Origin of the sequence: Streptomyces sp. NPDC090032, from assembly GCF_044748025.1 — a bacterium.
GTDB lineage: Bacteria > Actinomycetota > Actinomycetes > Streptomycetales > Streptomycetaceae > Streptomyces.
Genome location: NZ_JBIVFF010000021.1, coordinates 58,834 through 80,653, shown reverse-complemented (window position 1 = coordinate 80,653; position 21,820 = coordinate 58,834). Strand labels below are relative to the sequence as shown.

General features: G+C 72.3%; 21 protein-coding genes and 1 pseudogene. 7 read left to right on the top strand and 15 right to left on the bottom strand.

Annotation, left to right across the window (positions count from 1 at the left end):
* Positions 1-32 precede the first annotated feature (32 nt).
* The 8 genes and pseudogenes from ACIPWY_RS37235 to ACIPWY_RS37200 all read right to left on the bottom strand — a co-directional run bounded on the left by ACIPWY_RS37235 (position 33) and on the right by ACIPWY_RS37200 (position 6,911).
* Positions 33-2,393, bottom strand: a complete 2,361-nt coding sequence (locus tag ACIPWY_RS37235) for a hypothetical protein (protein WP_393705508.1) — start codon at positions 2,391-2,393, stop codon at positions 33-35.
* 213 nt (positions 2,394-2,606) lie between these two features.
* A pseudogene (locus ACIPWY_RS37230) lies at positions 2,607-2,675 on the bottom strand (zinc-ribbon domain-containing protein); the annotation flags it as partial.
* 185 nt (positions 2,676-2,860) lie between these two features.
* Entirely contained in the window at positions 2,861-3,550 is a 690-nt protein-coding gene (locus tag ACIPWY_RS37225) for a demethylmenaquinone methyltransferase (protein ID WP_393705495.1), read from the bottom strand.
* A 34-nt stretch (positions 3,551-3,584) separates the two neighbouring features.
* The gene (locus tag ACIPWY_RS37220; protein ID WP_362908588.1) at positions 3,585-4,184 is read right to left on the bottom strand and encodes a hypothetical protein; all 600 of its coding nucleotides are present in this window, start codon (positions 4,182-4,184) and stop codon (positions 3,585-3,587) included.
* Between the two features lie 7 nt (positions 4,185-4,191).
* Complete coding sequence (gene mqnC / locus ACIPWY_RS37215; RefSeq protein WP_362908587.1) at positions 4,192-5,391, bottom strand: cyclic dehypoxanthinyl futalosine synthase; 1,200 nt, start codon at positions 5,389-5,391, stop codon at positions 4,192-4,194.
* On the bottom strand, positions 5,388-5,699 hold the full coding sequence (locus ACIPWY_RS37210; RefSeq protein WP_362908586.1) for a hypothetical protein: 312 nt from the start codon (positions 5,697-5,699) through the stop codon (positions 5,388-5,390). The genes mqnC and ACIPWY_RS37210 overlap by 4 nt, the downstream gene beginning before the upstream one ends.
* A 76-nt stretch (positions 5,700-5,775) precedes the next feature.
* Positions 5,776-6,513, bottom strand: a complete 738-nt coding sequence (locus ACIPWY_RS37205) for an A24 family peptidase (protein WP_362908585.1) — start codon at positions 6,511-6,513, stop codon at positions 5,776-5,778.
* 221 nt (positions 6,514-6,734) lie between these two features.
* The gene (locus ACIPWY_RS37200; protein WP_362908584.1) at positions 6,735-6,911 is read right to left on the bottom strand and encodes a hypothetical protein; all 177 of its coding nucleotides are present in this window, start codon (positions 6,909-6,911) and stop codon (positions 6,735-6,737) included.
* 311 nt (positions 6,912-7,222) lie between these two features.
* Here ACIPWY_RS37200 and ACIPWY_RS37195 point away from each other — a divergent pair, with 311 nt between their 5' ends.
* The gene (locus ACIPWY_RS37195; RefSeq protein ID WP_383894874.1) at positions 7,223-7,459 is read left to right on the top strand and encodes a GntR family transcriptional regulator; all 237 of its coding nucleotides are present in this window, start codon (positions 7,223-7,225) and stop codon (positions 7,457-7,459) included.
* Positions 7,460-7,464: 5 nt separating this feature from the next.
* Here the strand turns inward: ACIPWY_RS37195 and ACIPWY_RS37190 are convergent, their stop codons facing one another.
* Both ACIPWY_RS37190 and ACIPWY_RS37185 read right to left on the bottom strand, forming a co-directional pair.
* Positions 7,465-9,144 (bottom strand): serine/threonine-protein kinase, encoded by a 1,680-nt coding sequence (locus ACIPWY_RS37190; RefSeq protein WP_401536762.1) that lies wholly within the window; start codon positions 9,142-9,144, stop codon positions 7,465-7,467.
* 296 nt (positions 9,145-9,440) lie between these two features.
* On the bottom strand, positions 9,441-10,304 hold the full coding sequence (locus tag ACIPWY_RS37185) for a menaquinone biosynthesis protein (protein ID WP_362908581.1): 864 nt from the start codon (positions 10,302-10,304) through the stop codon (positions 9,441-9,443).
* A gap of 291 nt (positions 10,305-10,595) precedes the next feature.
* Here ACIPWY_RS37185 and ACIPWY_RS37180 point away from each other — a divergent pair, with 291 nt between their 5' ends.
* Positions 10,596-10,799, top strand: coding sequence for a cold-shock protein (locus tag ACIPWY_RS37180; RefSeq protein WP_006138897.1), 204 nt, complete (start codon positions 10,596-10,598; stop codon positions 10,797-10,799).
* Positions 10,800-11,199: 400 nt separating this feature from the next.
* Positions 11,200-12,249 (top strand): ATP-binding protein, encoded by a 1,050-nt coding sequence (locus ACIPWY_RS37175; protein WP_393705492.1) that lies wholly within the window; start codon positions 11,200-11,202, stop codon positions 12,247-12,249.
* Here ACIPWY_RS37175 and ACIPWY_RS37170 read toward each other — a convergent pair.
* Positions 12,246-13,673, bottom strand: coding sequence for an MFS transporter (locus ACIPWY_RS37170; RefSeq protein ID WP_393705491.1), 1,428 nt, complete (start codon positions 13,671-13,673; stop codon positions 12,246-12,248). The two genes, ACIPWY_RS37175 and ACIPWY_RS37170, sit on opposite strands and share 4 nt — an antisense overlap.
* A gap of 262 nt (positions 13,674-13,935) precedes the next feature.
* Here ACIPWY_RS37170 and ACIPWY_RS37165 point away from each other — a divergent pair, with 262 nt between their 5' ends.
* Entirely contained in the window at positions 13,936-14,808 is an 873-nt protein-coding gene (locus ACIPWY_RS37165) for a helix-turn-helix transcriptional regulator (protein ID WP_362908578.1), read from the top strand.
* Between the two features lie 13 nt (positions 14,809-14,821).
* Here the strand turns inward: ACIPWY_RS37165 and ACIPWY_RS37160 are convergent, their stop codons facing one another.
* Positions 14,822-16,123 carry an acetyl-CoA C-acetyltransferase gene (locus ACIPWY_RS37160; protein ID WP_393705490.1) on the bottom strand — a complete coding sequence of 434 codons (1,302 nt, stop codon included), beginning with the start codon at positions 16,121-16,123 and terminating at the stop codon, positions 14,822-14,824.
* A gap of 70 nt (positions 16,124-16,193) precedes the next feature.
* Between ACIPWY_RS37160 and ACIPWY_RS37155 the strand changes: the two genes are divergently transcribed.
* Positions 16,194-17,507: a 3-oxoacyl-ACP reductase gene (locus ACIPWY_RS37155; protein ID WP_393705489.1), complete on the top strand. Its 1,314-nt coding sequence runs from the start codon at positions 16,194-16,196 to the stop codon at positions 17,505-17,507.
* A 5-nt stretch (positions 17,508-17,512) separates the two neighbouring features.
* Entirely contained in the window at positions 17,513-18,364 is an 852-nt protein-coding gene (locus ACIPWY_RS37150) for a MaoC family dehydratase (protein ID WP_393705488.1), read from the top strand.
* On the opposite strand, the gene ACIPWY_RS37145 is transcribed toward ACIPWY_RS37150, so the two are convergent.
* From ACIPWY_RS37145 to ACIPWY_RS37135, 3 genes are all read right to left on the bottom strand, one after another.
* The gene (locus tag ACIPWY_RS37145; protein WP_393705487.1) at positions 18,344-18,991 is read right to left on the bottom strand and encodes a TetR/AcrR family transcriptional regulator; all 648 of its coding nucleotides are present in this window, start codon (positions 18,989-18,991) and stop codon (positions 18,344-18,346) included. The two genes, ACIPWY_RS37150 and ACIPWY_RS37145, sit on opposite strands and share 21 nt — an antisense overlap.
* A 125-nt stretch (positions 18,992-19,116) precedes the next feature.
* Positions 19,117-20,463, bottom strand: coding sequence for a dicarboxylate/amino acid:cation symporter (locus tag ACIPWY_RS37140; RefSeq protein WP_362908573.1), 1,347 nt, complete (start codon positions 20,461-20,463; stop codon positions 19,117-19,119).
* 379 nt (positions 20,464-20,842) lie between these two features.
* Complete coding sequence (locus ACIPWY_RS37135; RefSeq protein ID WP_362908572.1) at positions 20,843-21,139, bottom strand: DUF4229 domain-containing protein; 297 nt, start codon at positions 21,137-21,139, stop codon at positions 20,843-20,845.
* Positions 21,140-21,243: 104 nt separating this feature from the next.
* Here ACIPWY_RS37135 and ACIPWY_RS37130 point away from each other — a divergent pair, with 104 nt between their 5' ends.
* Entirely contained in the window at positions 21,244-21,768 is a 525-nt protein-coding gene (locus ACIPWY_RS37130) for a GNAT family N-acetyltransferase (protein WP_362908571.1), read from the top strand.
* Positions 21,769-21,820: the final 52 nt, after the last annotated feature.

The following is a 21,820-nucleotide window of genomic DNA, read 5'->3' as shown; positions in this document are numbered from 1 at the left end:
TCGCTGACCGGCACGCGGCGCCCGGCCCGGGGTCAGTACGTCAGGCGCCAGGACTCCAGGCCGGTCCGGTACGTCTTCTTCAGGTCGGCCCACACGTCCTGCTGCCCCACGAGGAAGATCGTGTACTCGGTGCCGTCCTCGGCGATGTACGACTGGTCGATGCCGTGCATCGTCCGGCCCCCCTCGTCACGGTACGTGTACTCCCAGATCGCGCCAGGACGCCCCTGGAAGGTGTTCGAGCGCAGGTCGATCCGCTGGTAGTCCTGCTTCTTCCTGTCCTCCTTCGCGTGCTTCTCCATGTTGAGGATGTTGTCGTAAGAGGTGTAGCCCGCGTTCGGGATGACGCCGATGAGGTAGTGCTCGGCGCCGGTGCTGCCCGCGTAGGTGATCTGGCTGCCGTTCTCGACGCCCTGGCGCGACCACACGTCGGGGATCACGAAGGAGAAGCCCATGGGGTCGGCGACCTTGCGGTAGCCGGACGGGACGGTCGCGTCCGGGGTCGCGCTCGGCGTGGGGGCCGTGGCCTGGTCGGGCGTCGCGCTCGGGGTGGGGGTGGGGGTGGGGGTGGGGGTGGGGGTGGGGGTCGGCGCCGAGGTCGGCTGCTGCGACGTGGCGGGCTGCCCGGTACTGACGGGCGGCTTGTCGTCGGCGCCCGCCTTGTCGTCCTTGCCGCCGTTGTCCTGGAGCAGCAGCACCCCGGCGGCCACGCCACCCCCGATGACGAACGCGCCGGCGATGGTCGCGACCCAGACCCCGGCGCGGCGCGGGGACTTGGCGGGCACGGCGGCCGGCTGCGCGCCCAGCTGGAAGGTGTGGGGGTCGTACATGGGGGCTGGGACGGGGGCCGGGGTGGAGGCGTGCGCGGGGTCGGGGGTGGGCCCGGGAGTGGGTCCGGGAGGAGGCGTGGGTGTGGACGTGGGAGCGGCTGTGGCCGTCGGCAGGACAGCCGCGACGGCGGGGCTCGGCGGGTCGATGGGGGCGGGCGGCCCGGCGGGCGCTTCCGGCATGGCAGCCACCGGCGCCGGGACACCCGGCGTCTGAACACCCGGCGTCTGGCCCCCCGGCGCCTGGACACCCGGCGTCGCAGGCCTGAACGCCCCCGGCGGCAGCTGCGGTTCCGGCACGATCCCGGTCCGCACCCCCGCCATCTGCATCAGGTACGGCGCGAGGAACGCCGCCGCGAACACCCACAGCAGCCCGAACAGGAGCACCTCCGCCAAGCCGAGACCCACACCGGCGCTGCCCGTGCCGCTGCCGCCGAGGTCGGACGCGGCCCCGGTGGCCTGCACGCCGAGGCCGCCGAGCGCGCCGAGCAGGAGGAATTGACCGAGGAAGATCCCGGCGGACAGGAACTGCTCACGCCGGTCGGCCGACCGCCGGGCGGCCATCACGCCCACGGTCAGCGCGCAGACGGTGCCGAGGGCCAGCGCCCCGACGACCGCCCAGGCGTTGGTGACGTCGCCGAGCTCGGACAGGCCGAACGACTGGTGCTGGTAGCCGCCGCCGTACGTCGAACTGCCGCCCGCCTCCAAGGAGATGGGCGCGCCCCAGCCGAGACCGAGCGCCATGGCGCCGAGGTTCGGCAGCACGAGCAGGGCGAAGACCAGCGGCGACAGGTCGGCCTGGCCCAGGCCGGACACGTCCGAGACGTCGGAGGCGTCGCCCAGGCCGTCGATCTGGGCGATGCTGATGAACGCGGCGAGCGAGCAGATCACGAGGACGACGGCGAGCGCCCGCAGCGCCGTCCCGGTGGCCCGCACCAGTGCCCGTACCCCCGGCCGGACGGCGAGCCACTGGGCCAGGTCGTCCCGGTGCAGCATTCCCGCGGCAACGGCGAGCGAGATGAGGAGCGCGCCGAGTGCGGCGAGCACGGGCGACGACGAGATCGATACGCCCTGGATCGAGGGCTGCGCGAACAGGCCGAGCACGAGAACGCAGACGGTCACCAACAGGGCGACGCGCAGGGCGGCTTCGAGCCCGGGGGTGCCGGGGACGGGCGTGGGGCCGTCAGGGGCGGCCGCTCGGGCCTGGAGACGCGAGCGCAGGACGCGTACGCCGATCCAGAGCGCCAGGATCCACAGGGCGGTGACGGTGAGGGGGACGAGGGAGAGTGCGGCGCCGCCGCTGAGCTCCGTCCCCATGTCACCGCCCCCGCCGCCGAACGGCGAGTCCGAGCCGCCGAAGGGCGAGGAGCCGCCGGAGGCCGACACCTCGAAGCCGCCGCCGAGCGACTGGAGCAGCAGCGCGAGCGCGATCCGCATCCGGTCGCCGAACCCGACGACGACGTCGCTGCCCTGCCCGTACGAGGGGATGGCGAGGGCGCCAGCGGCGATCACCAGGAGGCCCACGGGCCACAGTGCGGCCTGCGCCGAGCCGGCCCAGTCGCCACGCAAGGCGCGCCCGAAGAAGGCGCCGACGGGCGAGGGCCCGCCGGGTGCGAACGCGGGCGGCGGCGGGGCGGTGGGCGGCGCGAGAGGCGGAACGGGCGGCTGACCTGACTGACCTGGGGGCGCCGCGAAAGGGGCCACAGGAGGGGCCACAGGAGGCGCCGCAGGAGAAGCCGCAGGACCCTGAACAGCGGGCTCGTGCCCCGGCGTTCGTTCCCGCCCGCACGTCATGCAGAAGCGGGCCTCGTCGGGAGCCTGGGCTCCGCAGTGCGGGCAGAACGACGCCATGGGAAGTGCTCCGTCATCCGGGAAAGTCGTACCGTCACCAACGGTGACCGGCCGTCACCACGTACTCAACGGACACATCTTTCCCGGTGGCCGGTTCCCCATGGCGGGGATTCGGCACAACGGACGGGCGTGAAGGGCAACTTGGCGGCAGGAAAGCCGCTACTCGGCTCCCCGGTGCAGCGCCGCTACTTGGTTCCCCGGTGCAGCGCCACGATGCCGCCGGTCAGGTTGCGCCAGGCCACGTCCGACCAGCCGGCCTTCTGCAGGCGGGCCGCGAGCGCCGGCTGGTCGGGCCAGCTGCGGATCGACTCGGCGAGGTAGACGTACGCGTCCGGGTTCGAGGACACGGCGCGGGCCACCGGCGGCAGGGCGCGCATCAGGTACTCGGTGTAGACGGTGCGGAACGGCGCCCACGTCGGCTGCGAGAACTCGCAGATCACGACGCGCCCGCCGGGCTTCGTCACCCGGTACAGCTCACGCAGCGCCGTGTCCGTGTCCTGCACGTTCCTGAGGCCGAAGGAGATGGTCACGGCGTCGAAGGTGTCGTCCTTGAACGGCAGCTTCGTCGCGTCGCCCGCGGTGAACGGCATCCACGGGTGCCGCTTCTTGCCGACCTGGAGCATGCCGATCGAGAAGTCGCAGGGCACGACGTACGCGCCGGCCTGCGCGAACGGCTGTGAGGACGTCGCCGTGCCGGCCGCGAGGTCGAGGACCTTCTGCGCGGGCCGCGCGTCGACGGCCTTCGCGACCTCCTTGCGCCACAGCCGGGCCTGGCCGAGCGAGAGCACGTCGTTGGTGAGGTCGTACCGGTCCGCCACGTCGTCGAACATCGAAGCGACTTCGTGCGGCTGCTTGTCCAGGGATGCGCGGGTCACGCGTCCATTGTGGCAGTACGCCCCCGGGCCGGCGTCAGCGGCGCCGGTACACCAGGCGCCCTTCGATGACGGTGGCCACGCAGGTGGCCGGCCCGAGCCGGACGAGCGAGGCACGGTCCGGCACGTCGAACACGGCGAACCTGGCCGGTCCGCCCACGGTCAGCGGCGGCAGCAGGACGAGCGGCACCGGCGCGAAGGACACCGGGCCCGGCTGGTTCGGCGGGCGCTGACCGAGCGCGAGTCCGGCCCTGCGCACCGCGTCCGCCACGGCGCGCGAGCGCAGCTCCCCGGCCACGGCGACCGCGCCGTGGGCGAACAGCTGCTGGATGCCGCGGCGCGCGCTGGCCCCGGCCCGGGACGGATCGGCGCGGAAGATCTCCCGCGCGCGTTCCCCGACGATCGGCCGGGTGCCGAACTCGTCGGCCTCGCGCGGGTCCGGGTGGTAGGTGCCTTCGAGGATCTCGGGACCGTACGGGTTGAGGAGGCCGGGGGTGAGGATGCCCGGCCACCGCCGCACCCGCGCCTGCGGGCGGACGGCGGCGAGGTCCTCGTACGGGCCGAGGGCGGCGACGGACGCGCCGTCCACCAGGACCGCGGCCTCGGGCGAGGCCTCGGCCACGTGAATCGTCAGCAAGGGAGCCTCAGTTGGTGGAGACGAGCTTCAGCTCGGGATGCGCCGTGCCGCCCTCGATCGCGGTGGACGAGATGTGCGACTGGACGCGGTCGTCGACCGGGTCGTTCGCCGGGTCGTCGTGCACGACGAGGTGCTCGTACGTCGTGGCGCGCTGGGCCGGGACGCGGTCCGCGCTGCGGATCATGTCGATCATGTCGCGCAGGTTGTTCCGGTGCTTGGCGCCGGCGGAGGAGACGACGTTCTCCTCCAGCATCACGGAGCCGAGGTCGTCCGCGCCGTAGTGCAGGGTGAGCTGGCCGGCCTCCTTGCCGGTGGTCAGCCAGGACCCCTGGATGTGGGCGATGTTGTCGAGGAAGATCCGCGAGATCGCGATCATGCGGATGTACTCGAAGATGGTGGCCTGGGTCCGGCCCTTGAGGTGGTTGTTCTCGGGCTGGTACGTGTACGGGATGAAGGCCCGGAAGCCTCCTGTCCTGTCCTGTACGTCACGGATCATCCGCAGGTGCTCGATGCGCTCGGCGTTGGTCTCGCCTGTGCCCATGAGCATGGTGGACGTCGACTCGACACCGAGCCCGTGGGAGATCTCCATGATCTCCAGCCAGCGCTCGCCGCTCTCCTTGAGCGGGGCGATGGCCTTGCGCGGCCGCTCCGGGAGCAGCTCGGCGCCGGCACCGGCGAAGGAGTCGAGCCCGGCGGCGTGGATCCGCCGGATCGCCTCCTCCACGGAGACCTTCGAGATGCGGGCCATGTGCTCGACCTCGGACGCGCCGAGGGAGTGGATGACCAGCTGCGGGAACGCCTGCTTGATGGCGGAGAAGTGCTTCTCGTAGTACTCGACGCCGTAGTCCGGGTGGTGGCCGCCCTGGAACATGATCTGCGTGCCGCCGAGTTCGACGGTCTCGGCGCAGCGGCGCAGGATGTCGTCGAGGTCGCGCGTCCAGCCCTTGGCGGTGTCCTTGGGCGCGGCGTAGAAGGCGCAGAACTTGCACGCCGTCACGCAGACGTTCGTGTAGTTGATGTTCCGCTCGATGATGTACGTCGCGATGTGCTCGGTGCCCGCGTAGCGGCGGCGCCTGATCGCGTCGGCGGCCGCGCCGAGCGCGTGCAGGGGGGCGTCGCGGTAGAGGTCGAGCGCCTCTTCGGGGGTGATGCGTCCACCCGCGGCGGCACGGTCGAGGACGGTCTGAAGGTCGGCCTTCTCGGTCACCGGCGTCCCTTTCGTTGTGTTCGTAACGGGTTGTGGACGGACCGCCTCAGCGTACGCCAGCCCTTCCGGCTGCCCGAGGCCAGGCGCCCCGCCCCGCCCACCGGGTCACCCCCGTCCTCCGGGAAGAACAGGACGAACTGGAACTGGGAGTCCTCCAGCGTCAGCACGTACTGGCCCGGCGGCTGCTCGGCGCCCGCCTGATGGCTGACGGTGGCGCCCAGATCCCGGGCGATGTCCATCGCCTCACCGAAGGGCATGCCGAACCGGAACGGGGCAACGCCGGCGTTCGGCCGAATCTCGACATCCATGTTCTCTCCCTCTCGCTGTCGGCCAACTGCAGCGGTCACCTCAGCAGTTCGTCATCCCACCGGACTTCACCCGGGATCAGGTGGCGTACGCCCCCATCAGCACGCCGGCGAAGGCGCCCGCGATCAGGAACGGACCGAACGGGATCGCGGTCCGCCGCCCCGCCCGCCGCAGCGCCACGAGCACACCCCCGTACAGCGCCGCGAACAGGAACCCCGCGAACGTGCCGACGAGCAGCAGGCCCCAGCCGTACCAGCCGAGCACCGCCCCCAGTCCGACGGCCAGTTTCACGTCCCCGAACCCCATCCCGGCGGGGTGGATGAGGAAGAGCACGAGGTAGCCGCCGCCGAGTGCGGCCGCGCCGAGCAGGGATGTGCGCCAGGCGCCGCCGGGCTCGGGCAGCAGCGCCGCGAGCCCGAGCAGCGCGAGGGCGGCCGCGGCGAGCGGCAGGGTCAGCACGTCGGGCAGCCGCTTCACCCTGGCGTCGACCAGCGTGAGCAGCACTCCCACGGGCGCGAGCAGCAGCCAGGCCGCGAGTTCGGGGCGGGCGCCGGTCGCGGCGGCGAGGGCGGCGCACACGAGGGCGGTGGCCAGGGAGACGAGGGCGGTGCGCGGCCCGTACCGGCCGTCGTCCGCGCACCGGGCACGCCCGAGCCAGCCGCCCGCGAGGCCGCCGATGGGATGTCCGGCCGGGCACACGGCCCGCCAGTCCTCGTCGGGCTCGACGGAGAACCGGTAGGCGGCACGCGGCACAAGTCCCCCGGCGACCACACCCCAGACGGCAGCCCCTACGACCAGCAGCAGGTCCACATCCACGCCAAGCACCCTACGTACTCCCCCTGAAGCCCGTCAGCCGTCAGTCCCCTTCGGCCTCCTGAGGGCGTCCAGCGGGTCACTCATCGGCGGATACGTGTCGGCACACGCCGGGCACGCGTACACGTTGAACCCGGGTCCGGACGCCGCATGGCCGATGTACACGAGAACCGGTTCATCGGTCACACACTGACAACGAGCACACATCCGCACCGCCGCCCGGCTCACCGGGCCACCGTCGCCGGGACGCGCACGCCGTGGATGTGCCGCGCGCCCAAGTCGACCCCGAACGTCGCCAGATACAGCACCCGCCGCCGCTCCCGCTGACGCCGCCGCTCCAGGAACGCCTCGGCGTCACCGAGCAGATACGGGCGCACGAGGTGAGACGCGTCGCCGTCCAACGGGGCGATGGCGCAACGGAGTTGACGTGCAACCGGGGGCCGCGGCGCAGGTAAGGGGCGCACACCCCGGGGACGATGGCGCCCACGCGGCGCGGGTGTGCAGAGGACGAGGGCCCAGAGGGCGAGCTGAAGGATAAGGTTTCGCACTGTCGACGCTCCTATGAGGCGTTCGGCCATGCCCCGGGGCGGGTGCAACCGCCGCCGGGGTCTTTCGCGCCCTCACCCTAGGCCACCCTATTATGACCTGTCTATACCTAGGTTATGACGGGAGTTTCTATGCCACCCCTTAGAGGGGTACGTACAGTTCGGTTGTGTTCGAATTCAACCCCACCCGCCCTAAGTGGCAGCAGATCGCCGAGGAAGTCCGCGCCCGGATCGCCCGCGGCGAATACCCCGTGCACGGTCTGATCTCCGAGGTGAAGCTCGAGGCGGAATTCGGCGTCTCCCGCGTGACGGTCCGCAAAGCCACCGCCGCCCTGCGCGCGGAGGGGCTGATCGTCACCACCCGCGGCATGGGCTCCTTCGTCGCCGGCGAGGGCGACACGTAGCCCCGTCAGCCGACGGAGCGCCGCATCGTGGCGACGGGGTCGCCCGCGCGCGGGTTGTCCGTCTCGTAGGTGAGGCGGTCGCCCGACCTCGACTTGATCAGGCGGACTTCGTGGCGGCCGGTGGTGCACTGCCCGCCGTTCGACTTCTTGGCGATGCCGGTGGCGACGATCCGGTCCTTCTCGACCCTCTTGAGCACAAGGACGTCCTCGCAGACCGCGCCGATCGGGTCGGTCTGATGGAACGTGCCGAACTCCTCGCCGATCCGGCCCTGTTCGACGGTCACGCGGAACGTGCCCATCGGCAGCGTGCCGCCGAGGCCCGTGGCAGGGCCTTCCCAGGTGCCCACGTAGGAGGCGGGGACCGCGCCTTTCGGGGCGGAGTCGGAGGCCGAGGCTGAGGCGGACGCGGTGGCCGCGGGCGGACGCCCGCCCGCCGTGTCGCTTCCCCCCTTAGAGGAACCGGGCAGCAGGTCGAAGAGGAACACCGAGCCCAGGCTGACGGCGGCGAGCGCGCCCGCGACACCGAGCGCCACCGTGCAGCTGATCCGGCGTCCGCGCCCGCCGGCACCCGGCGCCGACGTCGCGGCCACACTGACGGAGACCTTCCCTGCGCCCGGCGCCTCGGTACGGGGCGCGGGCACGGCGTCGGCGGGGGCATGCGCGGGCGGGACGGCCGGCCCGTACGCGGGATCGGGCGGCCCGAACACTCCGGCGAGCGCGCCTGAAGACCCGTCGACCGACGGCTCACTGAACCCGACCGGACCCGAACGCTCCGCGGTACCCGCCGGGGCCGCGCCCTCCAGGTCGAGGAGCGCCACCGCGCTGCGCCCCACCTGCTCCACGAGCGCGCCGGGCAGCCACCCCGCCGCGACGAGCCGGGCCGCTCCCTGCGGGGCGAGGGCTTCCGCCACCTCTTCGGGGGTGGGCCGGGCGGCCGGGTCCTTCGCGAGGCACGCCGCGGCGACGTCGCGCAGCTCCCCGCGCGCGAGGCCGAGTTCGGGCTCCTCGTGCACCACCTTGTAGAGGAGCGCGGCCGACGAGTCGCCGGGGAACGGGGACGTGCCGGTCACCGCGTAGACGAGGACCGCGCCGAGGGAGAAGACGTCCGCGGCGCCGGTGACGCCCTTGCCGAGGATCTGCTCGGGCGCCATGTATCCGGGCGACCCGATCGAGACGCCCGTAGAGGTGAGGGAGGCGGTGCCGTCGGTGGCGCGGGCGATGCCGAAGTCGATCAGGCGCGGGCCGTCCACGGTGAGCAGCACGTTCGACGGCTTCAGGTCGCGGTGGACGAGCCCGAGGCCGTGCACCACCGACAGCGCCTCGGCGAGACCCGCACCCAGGACCCGTACGGAGTGGTCGGGCAGGGCGCTTTCCTTCACGGCCTGCGCGAGGGAGGGTCCGGCCACGTACCCGGTCGCGACCCACGGCACGGGCGCCTCCGGGTCGGCGTCGAGGACCGGCGCCGTCCAGGCGCCCCCGACGCGCCGGGCGGCGTCGACCTCGCGCCGGAAGCGGGCCCGGAACTCCTCGTCGAGCGCGAAGTGCGGATGGACGACCTTCACGGCGACGCTGCGGCCCCCGGCGCTGCGCCCCAGATAGACGCGGCCCATTCCGCCCGAACCGAGCCGGCCCAGCAGCCGGTAGGGCCCGATCGTGGTCGGTTCGCCGGCTTCCAGCGGCTGCATGGCCTGGCCTCCCCCTGTGCCCGCGCTCCAGTCGGGCCAGGGTAGTCCTCCCCTGTCACGCCTTCCCGTAGTCGCCGCCTCGCGGAACGCATCCCTCCGATATCCGCGTACCCGGCGTATTCAAAACGTTCACCGGTGAAATTCCTGACGTTCACAGTCGATAGCCGCCGAACGGCCCGTTGTTTCCCGGATAGCCGGAATTGCCCCGCACGCCGGAGGAGCCACGCACGGAAGGCGTACGCGAATTCCCGCGGGGGAATTCCCGTACGCCTTCCGGGGACCGCGGAGCTACCGCGTCACGGCTGCAGCAGATCCACCCGGACATCGGCCGCGAAACCGGTCGTCGGGCCCACCCGGCGGGCGAACTCCGTGACGCCCTCCAGCTGCCGCGCGCCGAAGCGGAAGTCGAGCGTCGTGAAATAGCGCTCCAGGATCTCCTCGTCGAAGACCTCCCAGCGGGCGGCCTGTTCGGCGACCTTGGTGACCTCTTCCAGGGACACGTCCCGGGAGGCGAGGAACGCCTCGTGCACCTTGCGCGTGATGAGCGGCTCGCGCTCCGCGTAGTCCTTGCGGGCGGCCCACACGGCGAAGACGAACGGCAGACCCGTCCACTCCTTCCACAGGGCGCCCAGGTCGTGCACCTCAAGACCGAGGCGCGGCGCGTCGTGCAGATTGGCGCGCAGGGCCGCGTCCCCGATGAGTACGGCCGCCTCCGCGTCCTGCATCATCAGACCCAGGTCGGGCGGGCACGTGTAGTAGTCGGGCTGTACGCCGAAACGGTCGGCGAGCAGCAACTGCGCGAGGCGCACGGACGTGCGCGAGGTGGAGCCGAGCGCGACCCGCCGCCCGTCGAGCTGGTCGAGAGGTACCTGCGAGACGATCACGCAGGACATCACCGGGCCGTCGCAGCCGACCGCGAGGTCGGGGAAGGCGACCAGCTGGTCGGCGGCCTTCAGGAACTCGACGAGGGTGATGGGCGCGATGTCGAGGTCACCCTGGACGAGGCTCTCGCTGAGCTTCTCCGGGGTGTCCTTCGTGAGCTCGAGGTCGAGGAGCGTTCCCGTTCTGGCAAGTCCCCAGTACAGGGGCATGCAGTTGAGGAACTGGATGTGGCCGACTCGTGGCCGGTTGCGCTGCGGGGTCTCGGGAGAATTGTCCACATCGGGAGGCTAGACCCCATGCGGTACGGTGCAGGCTTCAGGGTCCCCGAGTCGGCCCCGTCAACCCTTTGGCGCCCCGTGTCAAACCTCCGGGTGACGTGATCTTTCCCTCTATTGCATTCCGGTGCCTGCGTGCTAGGCTCGCCGCAAGTTGCAGTTTGGTTTCCCTTGCAGTACAGAGCCTGCGGAGCATGTGACCGCGGGCTCTCGTCGTATTCAGACTTTTGCAGTTGTTCGCAAGTGCATTTGCAGGTTCTGGAGCAGGGCGACCCTTTGGCCCAAGGAGGGCTTATGGCTACCGGAACCGTGAAGTGGTTCAACGCTGAAAAGGGCTTTGGCTTCATCGCCCAGGAAGGCGGCGGCCCGGACGTCTTCGTCCACTACTCCGCGATCAACGCAAACGGCTTCCGCTCCCTCGAGGAGAACCAGGCCGTGAGCTTCGACGTCACGCAGGGCCCCAAGGGCCCGCAGGCGGAGAACGTCACCCCCATGTAAGTGGGGCGTCCCCAGGGCCTGCCCTAGGGACGTCGTGACTCCGGAACGGATGCAGTACCCAAGGAGCCCCGCTCCCTCATGTGCCCCGGCACATGGAGGAGACGGGGCTCCTGCCTTTTGTCCGGGAATCTGTCCCGATCGGACACGTAACGCCTCCAACTCGCTCCCGGTCGGGCTCATTCGGCAACGTACGAACAGATAGCGGTCCCAACCGGTCACGCGGACCGGCGTCGCGGGAACCGCCGCTACTGTGATCGGCCCGCGTCACCGACCGGACCGGCGCAGACGTAGGAATACGGATTTCTGCGCACACACCGATGCCGGGGACCACCCTCCCGGCACATGCTGGCCGCATCCGCCCGGAACGCAAGCCGACGCAAGCCGACGGAGGCACCAGAACATGCCGGAGCTCCTGCACACCCGGGCCACGGGACTCGTCGGCAGGGACGGCGCCGCTGCCGCGCTCGAAGCGCTGCTGCGCGAGAACCGCCTGATCACGGTCACCGGGCCGGGCGGCGTCGGCAAGAGCGCGCTCGCCGCCGAGGTCGTACGGCGCAAGCGCCGCGAGCCGTGGTCCGCGACGGGCACCGCCGACCTGGCCGCGCTCGACATCTCCGGACTCGTGCCGAACGCGCTCGCCCGCGCGCTGCTCATCGACGGCGATCCCGCGGTGCCCCAACTCCCCGCGCTGACCGCCGCGATCGGGCGCCGGCCGGTGCTCCTCGTCGTCGACACCTGCGAGCGGCGGGCCGAGGAGTGCACCGCCACGCTGCTGCACCTCGTACAGGCGTGCCCGGAGCTGCGCGTCCTCGCCACCAGCAGGGTCCCGCTGGACACCCCGGTCACGTTCCCGCTGGCCCCGCTCACCCCCGGCGGCGCGGCCCGTCTGCTCACGACGGCCGCGCGCGCACTCGGCGCGCCCCGGGACCCGGGTCCCGAGCCGGCCCGCCGCATCTGCGCGGCACTCGGCGGGCTGCCGCTCGCCCTGCGCATCGCGGCGGGCCAGCTGAAGCGTCACGACGCCGACGATCTGCTGTCGCTGATCGGCCGCCCCGAGCGCCTCCTCGACCTGCCCGCCCCGATGCCCGGACTGCCGCACCGGCTGCGCACGCTGCGCGCCTCGCTGCGCTGGAGCCAGCGGCTCTGCCCGCTCGGCGAACGGCTGCTGTGGGCGCGGGCCTCCGTCTTCACCGGGCCCTTCAGCCTGGCCGACACGGTGACGGTGTGCGCGGACGACCGGCTGCCGCCCGACGAACTCGCCCGCGCCTTCGAGGGGCTCGCGGCCCACCGCCTGATCACACCCGAGCCGTCGGGCTCCGGCGCCTTCCGCATGACGGCGGCCACGCGCGCGTACGGCAAGCATCTGCTGGAACGGCTCGGCGAGGACGCCGAGTTCCGGCGGCGCTGCCTGGCGCACTGCCTGCACAACGCTCCCGGCTTGCCGTCCTAGCCCTTCTTCCCGGGCAGGGCCCAGGCCGCCAGCGCCGCCGTCACGCTCAGGAGGCCGCCCGCGACGATCAGGCTCGTCCGCATGCCCCCGAGGGAGAAGCCGTCAGCGGCGCCGCCCGCGATGAGGGAGCCGAAGAGTGCGACGGCGAGGGCGCCGCCGGTCTGGCGGAAGGCGTTCAGGAGGCCGGAGGCCGTGCCCGCGCGGGCGGCCGGGACGCTGTCCATGAGGAGGGCGGTGAGCGCGGGGACCGCGAACGCGCCGCCCATGCCCGTCGGGACGAGCAGGAGAAGGATCAGCCAGACCGGGGTGTGCGCGGCCAGCGGCAGGAGGCAGAACATGCCGAGGGCGAGGACGGCCTGCCCGGTCACGATGACGGGGCGGCGGCCGAAGCGTTCGGCCATCGGCGGGGAGATGAGGTTGGTCGCCGTGATGATCGCCGCCAGCGGTACGAACATGAGGCCGGCCTCGGTGCCGGACATGCCGCGCAGCTGCTGGTAGTAGAGGCCGAGCAGGAAGATCGCACCGTAGAAGGCGACGTTGACGGCGAAGCCGATGGCGAGGGAGACGCTCACGTCGCGCCGCCGCAGCAGGGGCAGCGGGACCATGGGCGCGCGGTGGCGCTTCTCGGCGGCGAGGAAGGCCAGCGCCCCGGCGACGGCCACGGCCAGTGCCGCGAGGACGGACGGGGCGGTCCAGCCGGCGTGGCCGCCCTCGATGACGGCGAAGGCGAGCCCGGCGAGGGCGAGGACCGCGGTGACCTGACCGGCCAGGTCGAGCGGGGCGGGCCGGCGCGGGGAGCGCGGGACGCGGACGAGGAGGGCCAGGATCAGGGCGCCCACGGGCAGGTTGAGGAAGAAGACGGCGCGCCAGCCGGCGGCCTCGGTGAGTACGCCGCCGAGTACCGGGCCGATGGCCATGGCGACCGAACCGCCCACCGTCCACAGGGCGATGGCCCGTGCGCGGTGCCGCGCGTCGTCGTAGGCCTGGCGGATCAGCGCGAGCGAGGCCGGCATCACGACGGCCGCGGCGCCGCCCTGGAGCACGCGGGCCGCGACGAGCGTGCCGATGCCGGGCGCGAGGGCGCAGGCGAGCGAGGCGAGGGTGAACAGTCCGACTCCCCAGGCGTAGGCCCGCCGCGCACCGGCCCGGTCGGCGAGCGCACCGGCGGAGAGCATGAGCGCGGCGAACATCAGGGTGTACGCGTCGACGATCCACTGGAGCCCGGTGATGCCGCCGTGCAGTGACGAACGGATGGCGGGCAGCGCGATGTTCACGGCGGACACGTCGATGGAGATGACGGTGAAGCCGAGGAGCGCGGCGACGAGGGCGAAGCCGGACGCCTGTACGGGTGCCGGCGCACCGGCCGCCGGGCTGGGCACGCGGGTCGGGTTCCGCTGGTCGGAGCGGGTGGCGGCGGACGGCATGCGGGGCTCCTCGGGTGGAGAAACGGGTGGGCGACGTGGTCCGTCGGTCCTCCCCGGTACGGCTTCGTGCGGGCGGCTCCGGCGACCGCGTCCGCGGCCCGGTGCCGTGCACCCCCTGGGTCCGCGGTGGCCGGGCCGCCCGCAACGGGACCAACTCTGCGCGGAGTCGGCGCCAGGTGGCAGGCCGCCGTTCACCGGGGCGCGCTGTTCCTGGTCCTGACACGGCCCCCCACAGACGTCGCCGGGCAGGGAGAATGCAGGTATGGCTGGTGGAGCGACGAACGACGGCACGGAACTGGGCAGGTACCTCAAGGCGCGGCGCGCGCTCGTGAGCCCGGCGGACGCGGGGCTGCCCGCGGGCGCGGGGATCCGGCGGACGCCGGGGCTGCGCCGCGAGGAACTGGCGACGCTCGCCGGCGTCAGCGTCGACTACTACACGCGGCTGGAGCGCGGCCGCGAGACGAACCCCTCGACGGCCGTGATCGACGCCATCAGCCGCGCCCTGCGGCTGTGCGGCGACGCGCACGAGCGCCTCCACGACCTGGCCGAGCTGGCCTCGGGCCGGCTCACCGAGCCGCACCCCACGACCGGCCTGACGGTGCGCGAGTCGGTCCTGCGGGTCCTGGAGGCACTCAGTCCGCTGCCCGCGTACGTGGTGAGCCCGCACAACTACATGCTGGCGGCGAACCCGGCGGGCCGACGTCTCCTGCCGGGCCTGTGGGACTCCCCGGCCGAGGAGCGCAACCTCACGCGCTATCTGTTCCTGCACCCCGTGGGCCGCAAGCTCTACGTCCCCTGGGAGGAGACGGTCGCCCAGTCGGTGGCGCATCTGCGCGCGGTGGGCGGCAAGGACCCGAACTCGCCGCAGCTGGCCGCGCTCGTCGGTGAACTCGTCCTGAAGTCACCGGAGTTCGCGAAGCTCTGGGACCGCTACGAGGTGCTCGAACGCGGCGGCGGCAAGAAGACGCTCGCGCACCCCAAGGTCGGCACGATGACCCTCACGTTCGAGGTCATGCAGCTGGCCCGCACGGGCGGGCAGCGCCTCGTCACGTACCAGGCCGAGCCCGGCAGCCCGGACGAGGCGGCGATGCTCAAGCTGGACCCGGCGGCCCGCCCCGACCGCCGGGAGCCCTGAACTCCCGTACTCCTCAGGCCCGTTCGAGTATCGCGGTGACTCCCTGACCGCCGGCGGCGCAGATCGAGATCAGGCCGCGGGACGGGGCGTCGCGTTCGCTCAGGAGTTTCGCCAGGGTGGCCACGATGCGGGCGCCGGTGGCGGCGAAGGGGTGGCCGGTCGCGAGGGAGGATCCGGCGACGTTGAGGCGGGTCCGGTCGACGGGCGCGAGCCCCCGCTTCTCCCAGGCGGCGAGCGTCGCGAGGACCTGTGAGGCGAACGCCTCGTGCACCTCGAAGAGGTCGAAGTCCCCGATGCCGAGCCCGGCCCGCTCCAGCATCCGGGGCACGGCGTGGGCGGGCGCCATGAGCAGCCCGTCACCCTCGCCCCCGGTCACGTCCCCTCCGGCGAAGTCCACGGCCCCGGTCTCGTACGCCGTGAGATACGCCAGCGGTTCGAGGCCCCGTTCGGCGGCCCACTCCTCGCTCGCGAGCAGGACCACGGCCGCGCCGTCGGTCAGCGGGGTCGAATTGCCCGCCGTCATCGTCGGGTTCGGGCCGTCCGTGCCGAACACGGGCTTGAGCGTGGCGAGTTTTTCGACCGTCGACCCCGGGCGCAGGTTCTGGTCACGGTCGAGCCCCCGGTACGGGACGACGAGGTCGTCCAGGAACCCCCGCTCGTAGGCGGCCGCGAGCCGCTGGTGACTGGCGGCGGCCAGCTCGTCCTGCGCCTCGCGGGCGATGCCCCAGGCACGCGCGGTGACGGCGGCGTGCTCGCCCATGGACAGGCCGGTGCGCGGCTCGGCGTTGCGCGGGATGTCCGGCACGAGGTGCTGGGGGCGCACCCGGGCCAGGGCCTTGAGGCGCGCGGGCAGGGAGCGGGCGCGCCGCGCGTCGAGGAGGATCCGGCGCAGGGAGTCGTTGACGCCGAGCGGCGCGTCGCTCGCGGTGTCGGCGCCGCCGGCGACCGCGCTGTCGAGCTGCCCGAGCGCGATCTTGTTGGCGGCGGAGATCACGGCCTGGAGCCCGGTGCCGCAGGCCTGCTGGATGTCGTACGCCGGGGTGCGCCGGTCGAGTACGGAGCCGAGGAGCGTCTCGCGCGCGAGGTTGAAGTCGCGGCTGTGCTTGAGGACGGCTCCGGCGACGAACTCGCCGACGGCGCCCGGACCCTGGAGGCCGTAGCGCGTGGCGAGGCCGTCGAGGGCCGCGGTCAGCATGTCCTGGTTCGAGGCGGTCGCGTAGGGGCCGTCGGAGCGGGCGAAGGGGATACGGCTGCCGCCGACGACCGCGACACGGCGCGGCAGGTCCCCGCGCACCGGGCGTGCTGCGCGTTCCATCTCGACCAACTCCTGACTGTTGAGTAACCTTACTCAGAAGTAAATTACCGACCGAGCAGGGAGTTGGACAATGGCCGACCGCTATCTGAACTTCACCGGCACGGCCCCGGGCCGCTTCCTGACCCGCCGCCTGGGCCTCCCCCAGCCCGCACAACTGCACCGCTGGACCCCTGAACGCCCCTCGCTGGACGGCCCGTTGCTCCATCTCACGGCCGGCGCATCCGCGCACACGGCGGAGCTCGCGGAGCTTCTGGCGCGCACCGGCCCCGATGTGCGGACGGCGGCCGAGCGCCCCGCCGCGATCGTCCTCGACGCCACCGCGGTCCGGGACGTCCCCACGCTCGCCGAGGTGCACGCGGCCCTGCACCCGGTCGCGCGCTCGGTCGCGTCCAGTGGCCGCATCGTCGTGCTCGGCGCCCCGCTCTCCCGCGACGACCACCACCAGGCCGCCGCCCAGCAGGCACTCGAAGGGTTCGTGCGCTCCCTCGGAAAGGAGACAGGACGCGGCCGGACCGTCACCCTCGTCCGCGTCGAAGGAGCCGTGGCGGCCGCCGAGTCGACGCTGCGTTTCCTCCTCTCACCCAAGTCCGCGTACGTCAGCGGTCAGGTGATCGCGGTCGCGGCCACCGACACCACCGCGCCCGCCGACTGGGCGCGCCCCCTGGCCGGCCGCACGGCCCTGGTCACCGGCGCCGCGCGCGGCATCGGCGAAGCCGTCGCGGAGGTCCTGGCACGGGACGGGGCCCGCCTGATCCTCCTGGACGTGCCGTCCGCGCAGGCGGACCTCGACGCCCTCGCCGCCCGCCTCGACGCGACAGCGCTGCCCCTCGACATCACGTCCCCGGACGCGGCCGCACGGATCGCGGACGCGGTCCCCGCCCTCGACACCCTCGTCCACAACGCCGGCATCACCCGGGACCGCACCCTGGCCAAGATGCCCGCCGACCGCTGGGCCACGGTCCTCGACGTGAACCTGGCGAGCGTCCTGACCACCACGGACGCGCTGCTCAAGGCCGGCACCCTCAGCCGCGGCGGCCGCATCGTCGCCACCGCCTCCATCGCGGGACTCGCGGGCAACGCGGGCCAGACGAACTACGCGGCGAGCAAGGCGGGCATCGCCGGACTGACCCGGGCCCTCGCCCCCAAGGCACTCGCCGAACACGGCGTCACGGTCAACGCGGTGGCGCCCGGCTTCATCGAGACGAAGATGACGGCCGCCGTCCCGCTGTTCATCCGCGAGGCGGGCCGCCGCATGAACTCCCTCGGGCAGGGCGGGCTGCCGGTGGACGTGGCGGAGACGACGGCATGGTTCGCACACCCGGCCTCCGGCGCCGTCAACGGCCAGGTCGTCCGGGTCTGCGGCCAGAGCCTGCTGGGGGCGTGACGACCATGACGACCGTCACTCTCACCGCCACCCCGTCCCTGCCGCCCCTCCTCGCCCGCGGCGCCCTGCTCTCCCCCCTCAAGCGGCCGGGCCCCGGCGCCGAGGCCCCCGCGACCCGCCTGGTCCTGCCCGCCGCGCGCGCCGACCGCACCCGCCTGGCCGCGTACCGCGAGGTGTGCGGCTTCGTCCCGGACTCCCCCACGCTCCCCGTCACGTATCCGCACGTCCTCGGCTTCCCCCTGGCGATGCGGATCATGGCGGAGCGACGCTTCCCGCTCCCCCTGCTCGGCCTCGTCCACACCTCCATCACCGTCACCCAGGGGCACGGCCTGCCGGTCGACGAGGCGTACGAACTCTCCGTACACGTAAAGGAGTTGGCGCCCCACCGGCGCGGCACCGAGGCCACCGTCGTCACCGAGCTGCGGGCGGGCGACACGCGCGCGTGGACCTCGACCAGCACCTACCTGGCGCGCCACCGCACCGACGCCACCGCCAGGGATGCGGGGGCCTCCGAGGAGCGTCCCGAGCCGCTGCCCGCCGTGGCCGAGTGGAAGCTGCCCGGCGACCTGGGCCGTCGCTACGGCGCCGCCTCCGGCGACCGCAACCCCATCCATCTGCACCCGCTCACGGCCCGCCTCTTCGGCTTCCCGCGCGCCATCGCGCACGGCATGTGGACGGTCGCCCGCTGCCTCGCCGAACACGGCGCGGAGGGCGAGGTGCAGGTGCGCGCCGCGTTCAAGGCACCCGTACTCCTGCCGGCGAGCGTGACGTACGCGTCCCGGGGGCCCGCCTTCGAGCTCCGCTCGGCGACGCGCACCCATGTCACGGGCGAGGTGCTACGCGCCGGGGGCCGGTGACCAGCGCCGGCCTTCCCGCAGGTTCCCGAGGCCCGACCAGGCGAAGTTCATCAGCGTGGCCGCGGCTTCCCCGGCCGTCACCGACGGGTCCGTGTTGGCCCAGCCGGCCAGCGACTCCGCGGCCCCCACCAGCGCCTGCGCGAGCCCGGCCACCTCGCGGTCGGGCAGCGCGGGATCGCCGTGCGCCTCCCTGGCCGCCGCCGCGATCAGCCCGGTCACGAACGCGACGATCTCCTCCCGCATGGCCGTGACCTCGACGACGAACGGCTCGCCGCCCGTCCGCGCGTGACTGTGCAGGACGGCCCAGCCATCGGGGTGCTGCGCCGTGTGCGTGAAGAAGGCCCGCAGCCCTTCCCACAGCTGCCGGTCGGCGTCCCCACCGCCCAGGACGCCCGCGCGCACCGCCGCGATCAAAGCCGCCGACTCGCGCTGGATGCACGCCGAGAAGAGCTCTTCCTTGGAGTTCAGATACAGGTAGACCAGCGGCTTCGACACCCCGGCGAGCTCCGCGATGTCGTCCATCGACGCGGCCCGGTACCCACGCTCCCCGAACACCCGCACCGCCGCGTCGAGCATCTGACGCTCCCGCACGGCCCGCGGCATCCGCTTGGCCCTCACTTCGCCCACCCCGGCCCCGCCTCTCTCCACACCGCGTCCGCCCGCAAGCGTAGCCACCACGACGCACACACCCCGCACCACGACCGGAGGGAACCGGCGGGGTGCGGGGTGCGGACGGGTACGAGCCTGGGGACTCAGGCGGCGGCGCCCACCGCCTGAGGCTCGTCCTGGTGCTGGCTCTCTTCCACGAGCGCCTCGACGGGAGACGCGGTGGCGTTGTCGTACTTCACGCGGTCCAGGATGTTCTCGCGGGCGGCCACGATGACCGGCACGAGCGCCTGTCCGGCCACGTTCGTGGCCGTGCGCATCATGTCCAGGATCGGGTCGATGGCGAGGAGCAGGCCCACGCCCTCCATCGGGAGGCCGAGCGTCGACAGGGTCAGCGTCAGCATGACCGTCGCGCCGGTCAGTCCGGCGGTCGCGGCGGAGCCGATCACCGAGACGAACGCGATGAGCAGGTACTCCTTGATGCCGAGCTGTACGTCGAAGATCTGCGCGACGAAGATCGCGGAGATCGCCGGGTAGATCGCGGCGCAGCCGTCCATCTTGGTCGTCGCGCCGAACGGCACGGCGAAGGACGCGTAGTTGCGCGGGACACCGAGGCGCTCGGCGGACTGCTGGGTGACGGGCATCGTGCCGACGGAGGAGCGGGACACGAAGGCCAGCTGGATCGCGGGCCAGGCGCCCTTGAAGAACTGGAGGGGGTTCAGCTTGGCGACGGTCGCGAGGAGCAGCGGGTAGACGCCGAAGAGGACCAGGGCGCAGCCGACGTAGATGTCGATCGTGAACGTCGCGTAGTTGCCGAGGAGGTCCCAGCCGTACTGGACGATGGCGCGGCCGATGAGGCCGGCGGAGCCGATCGGGGCGAGCAGGATGACCCACCACAGGGCCTTCTGCAGAAGTTCGAGCACGGACTCGGACAGCGAGAGGATCGGCTGGGCCTTCGGGCCGATCTTCAGGATGGCGACACCGGCGACGACCGCCATGAAGACGATCTGCAGGACGTTGAGCTGGGTGAACGGCGTGACGACATCGGTCGGGACGATGCCGGTGAGGAAGTCCAGCCAGGAGCCGGCGTGGTCGGGCTTGGAGCCGTCCGCCGGGGTGAGGTTCGAGCCGTTGCCCGGGTTGGTGAGCAGACCGATCGCGAGGCCGATGACCACCGCGATCAGCGAGGTGATCATGAACCAGAGGAGGGTGCGGCTCGCGAGCCGTGCGGCGTTGTTGACCTTCCGCAGGTTGGTGATGGACACCAGGATCGCGAAGAACACCAGCGGGGCCACGGCCAGCTTCAGGAGCTGGATGAAGATGCCGCCGACCTTGTCGAGGGTCGTGGCGAGCCAGGACACGTCGTAGGTGCGGGCGACGTAGCCGAGGACGAGGCCGACGACGAGGCCGAGCAGGACCTGGGCCCAGAAGGGGATGGGTATTCGGAAGCGGGGCTTTTGCTTCTCGGACGCGGACGCGGCGTTCGCGGACACGGACACACTCCAGTGATGACGCGCGGGTGGGGTTGGACGTAAGGAAGCGGCCACCGCGGGAGGAAGAACCAGGGGCGCCGCTGCATCGGGGGTCGCTTCAGAGGCGACAGGCCGCAGACATGCAACGACAGAGGTCGACATGCAGGCGCGCCACGAGCGGAACGCTCATGGGCATGCGGGCTGCGGATGTCTTCATGGCAATCACGTTAACACTCATGCTTTGAGAACATCAAAGGGGTTCTTTGGGGAAGAAATGACCCGCTCCATGACCCTTGGACCTGGAAAACGCAGGTGGCCCCGGCATCGAGCGATGCCGGGGCCACCTGCGTTGTGACGAAGCTTACGAGTCCCTTACATGGGACCTCGGGAACGAGGTGCGTTACGAGGCGCTCTGCGCGCGGGCCGCGTCGTCCGTGAGGTCTTCCTGCGCGCGGTTGCGCTCGTAGTTGGCCTTCGTGCGGTCGACGCGCTCGACGATCTTGACCGAGGCCCGGTCGCGCTCCTTGCGCAGCACGACGTAGCTGATGGGCGCGGAGACGACGAGACCGAGCAGGGCGATCCACAGGAAGTACGAGCCGCCGGCACCACGGGGCACGATGCCCGTCGAGGCGAGGCCCCAGACGACGAGGAAGCAGCCCGCGAAGATCCCGAAGCGCATCAGCGTGTAGCGGAGCATGTCAATCCACTCTTCCGTTCCGAATCGGTCCTACGTATCTCAGTGAAGCATGCGGCCACGGAAGGGCATTGAGCGGTACCGCAAGTAATGGCTACTATTAGCCTATGACCCTTACCTTTCAGTTGGACCCGCAGATCGATCCGGCGCTGCGGGACGACGTCCTCGCGCTCTGGGCCGACGTGTCCAACGCGGGCGGAGCGGTCGGCTTCGTCCCGCCCGTCACCACCGAGGACATCCGCCCCGACCTGGTCAGGCACTTCGTCGCGATGACGGAGGGCCGCACCCGGCTCCTCGTCGGACGCGACGAGGAGGGGACCGTCGCGGCGACGGCCTTCTTCACGTTCAACCAGCACCGCCTGCAGAAGCACCACATCTGGCTGTACACGGTGATGGTCCACCCGCGGCACCAGGGCAAGGGATACGGGCGGGAGCTGATGGCCGCCGCGGCCGACGCCGCCCGCGGCTTCGACGGCATCGAGGCGATCCGCCTCACCTGCCGCGGCGGCACCGGCGCCGACCGCTTCTACGCGGCGTGCGGGTACAAGGAGGTCGGCCGCGTCCCGGGCGCGATCCGGGTGACCCCCGGCGACGACCGCGACGACATCACGATGCTGCTGCCGGTGGCGTGAGCCACCGAACACGAGGGAAGCCCCGGCCGACGGCCGGGGCTTCCTCATGCGG

Excerpts from the sequence above, each read along its gene's own strand:
- ACIPWY_RS37210 (WP_362908586.1), bottom strand. The coding sequence starts at position 5,699 with ATGGATGTCGAGATTCGGCCGAACGCCGGCGTTGCCCCGTTCCGGTTC.
- ACIPWY_RS37190 (WP_401536762.1), bottom strand. The coding sequence starts at position 9,144 with ATGCAGCCGCTGGAAGCCGGCGAACCGACCACGATCGGGCCCTACCGG.
- ACIPWY_RS37180 (WP_006138897.1), top strand. The coding sequence starts at position 10,596 with ATGGCTACCGGAACCGTGAAGTGGTTCAACGCTGAAAAGGGCTTTGGC.
- ACIPWY_RS37175 (WP_393705492.1), top strand. The coding sequence starts at position 11,200 with ATGCCGGAGCTCCTGCACACCCGGGCCACGGGACTCGTCGGCAGGGAC.
- ACIPWY_RS37170 (WP_393705491.1), bottom strand. The coding sequence starts at position 13,673 with ATGCCGTCCGCCGCCACCCGCTCCGACCAGCGGAACCCGACCCGCGTG.
- ACIPWY_RS37165 (WP_362908578.1), top strand. The coding sequence starts at position 13,936 with ATGGCTGGTGGAGCGACGAACGACGGCACGGAACTGGGCAGGTACCTC.
- ACIPWY_RS37160 (WP_393705490.1), bottom strand. The coding sequence starts at position 16,123 with ATGGAACGCGCAGCACGCCCGGTGCGCGGGGACCTGCCGCGCCGTGTC.
- ACIPWY_RS37155 (WP_393705489.1), top strand. The coding sequence starts at position 16,194 with ATGGCCGACCGCTATCTGAACTTCACCGGCACGGCCCCGGGCCGCTTC.
- ACIPWY_RS37150 (WP_393705488.1), top strand. The coding sequence starts at position 17,513 with ATGACGACCGTCACTCTCACCGCCACCCCGTCCCTGCCGCCCCTCCTC.
- ACIPWY_RS37135 (WP_362908572.1), bottom strand. The coding sequence starts at position 21,139 with ATGCTCCGCTACACGCTGATGCGCTTCGGGATCTTCGCGGGCTGCTTC.
- ACIPWY_RS37130 (WP_362908571.1), top strand. The coding sequence starts at position 21,244 with ATGACCCTTACCTTTCAGTTGGACCCGCAGATCGATCCGGCGCTGCGG.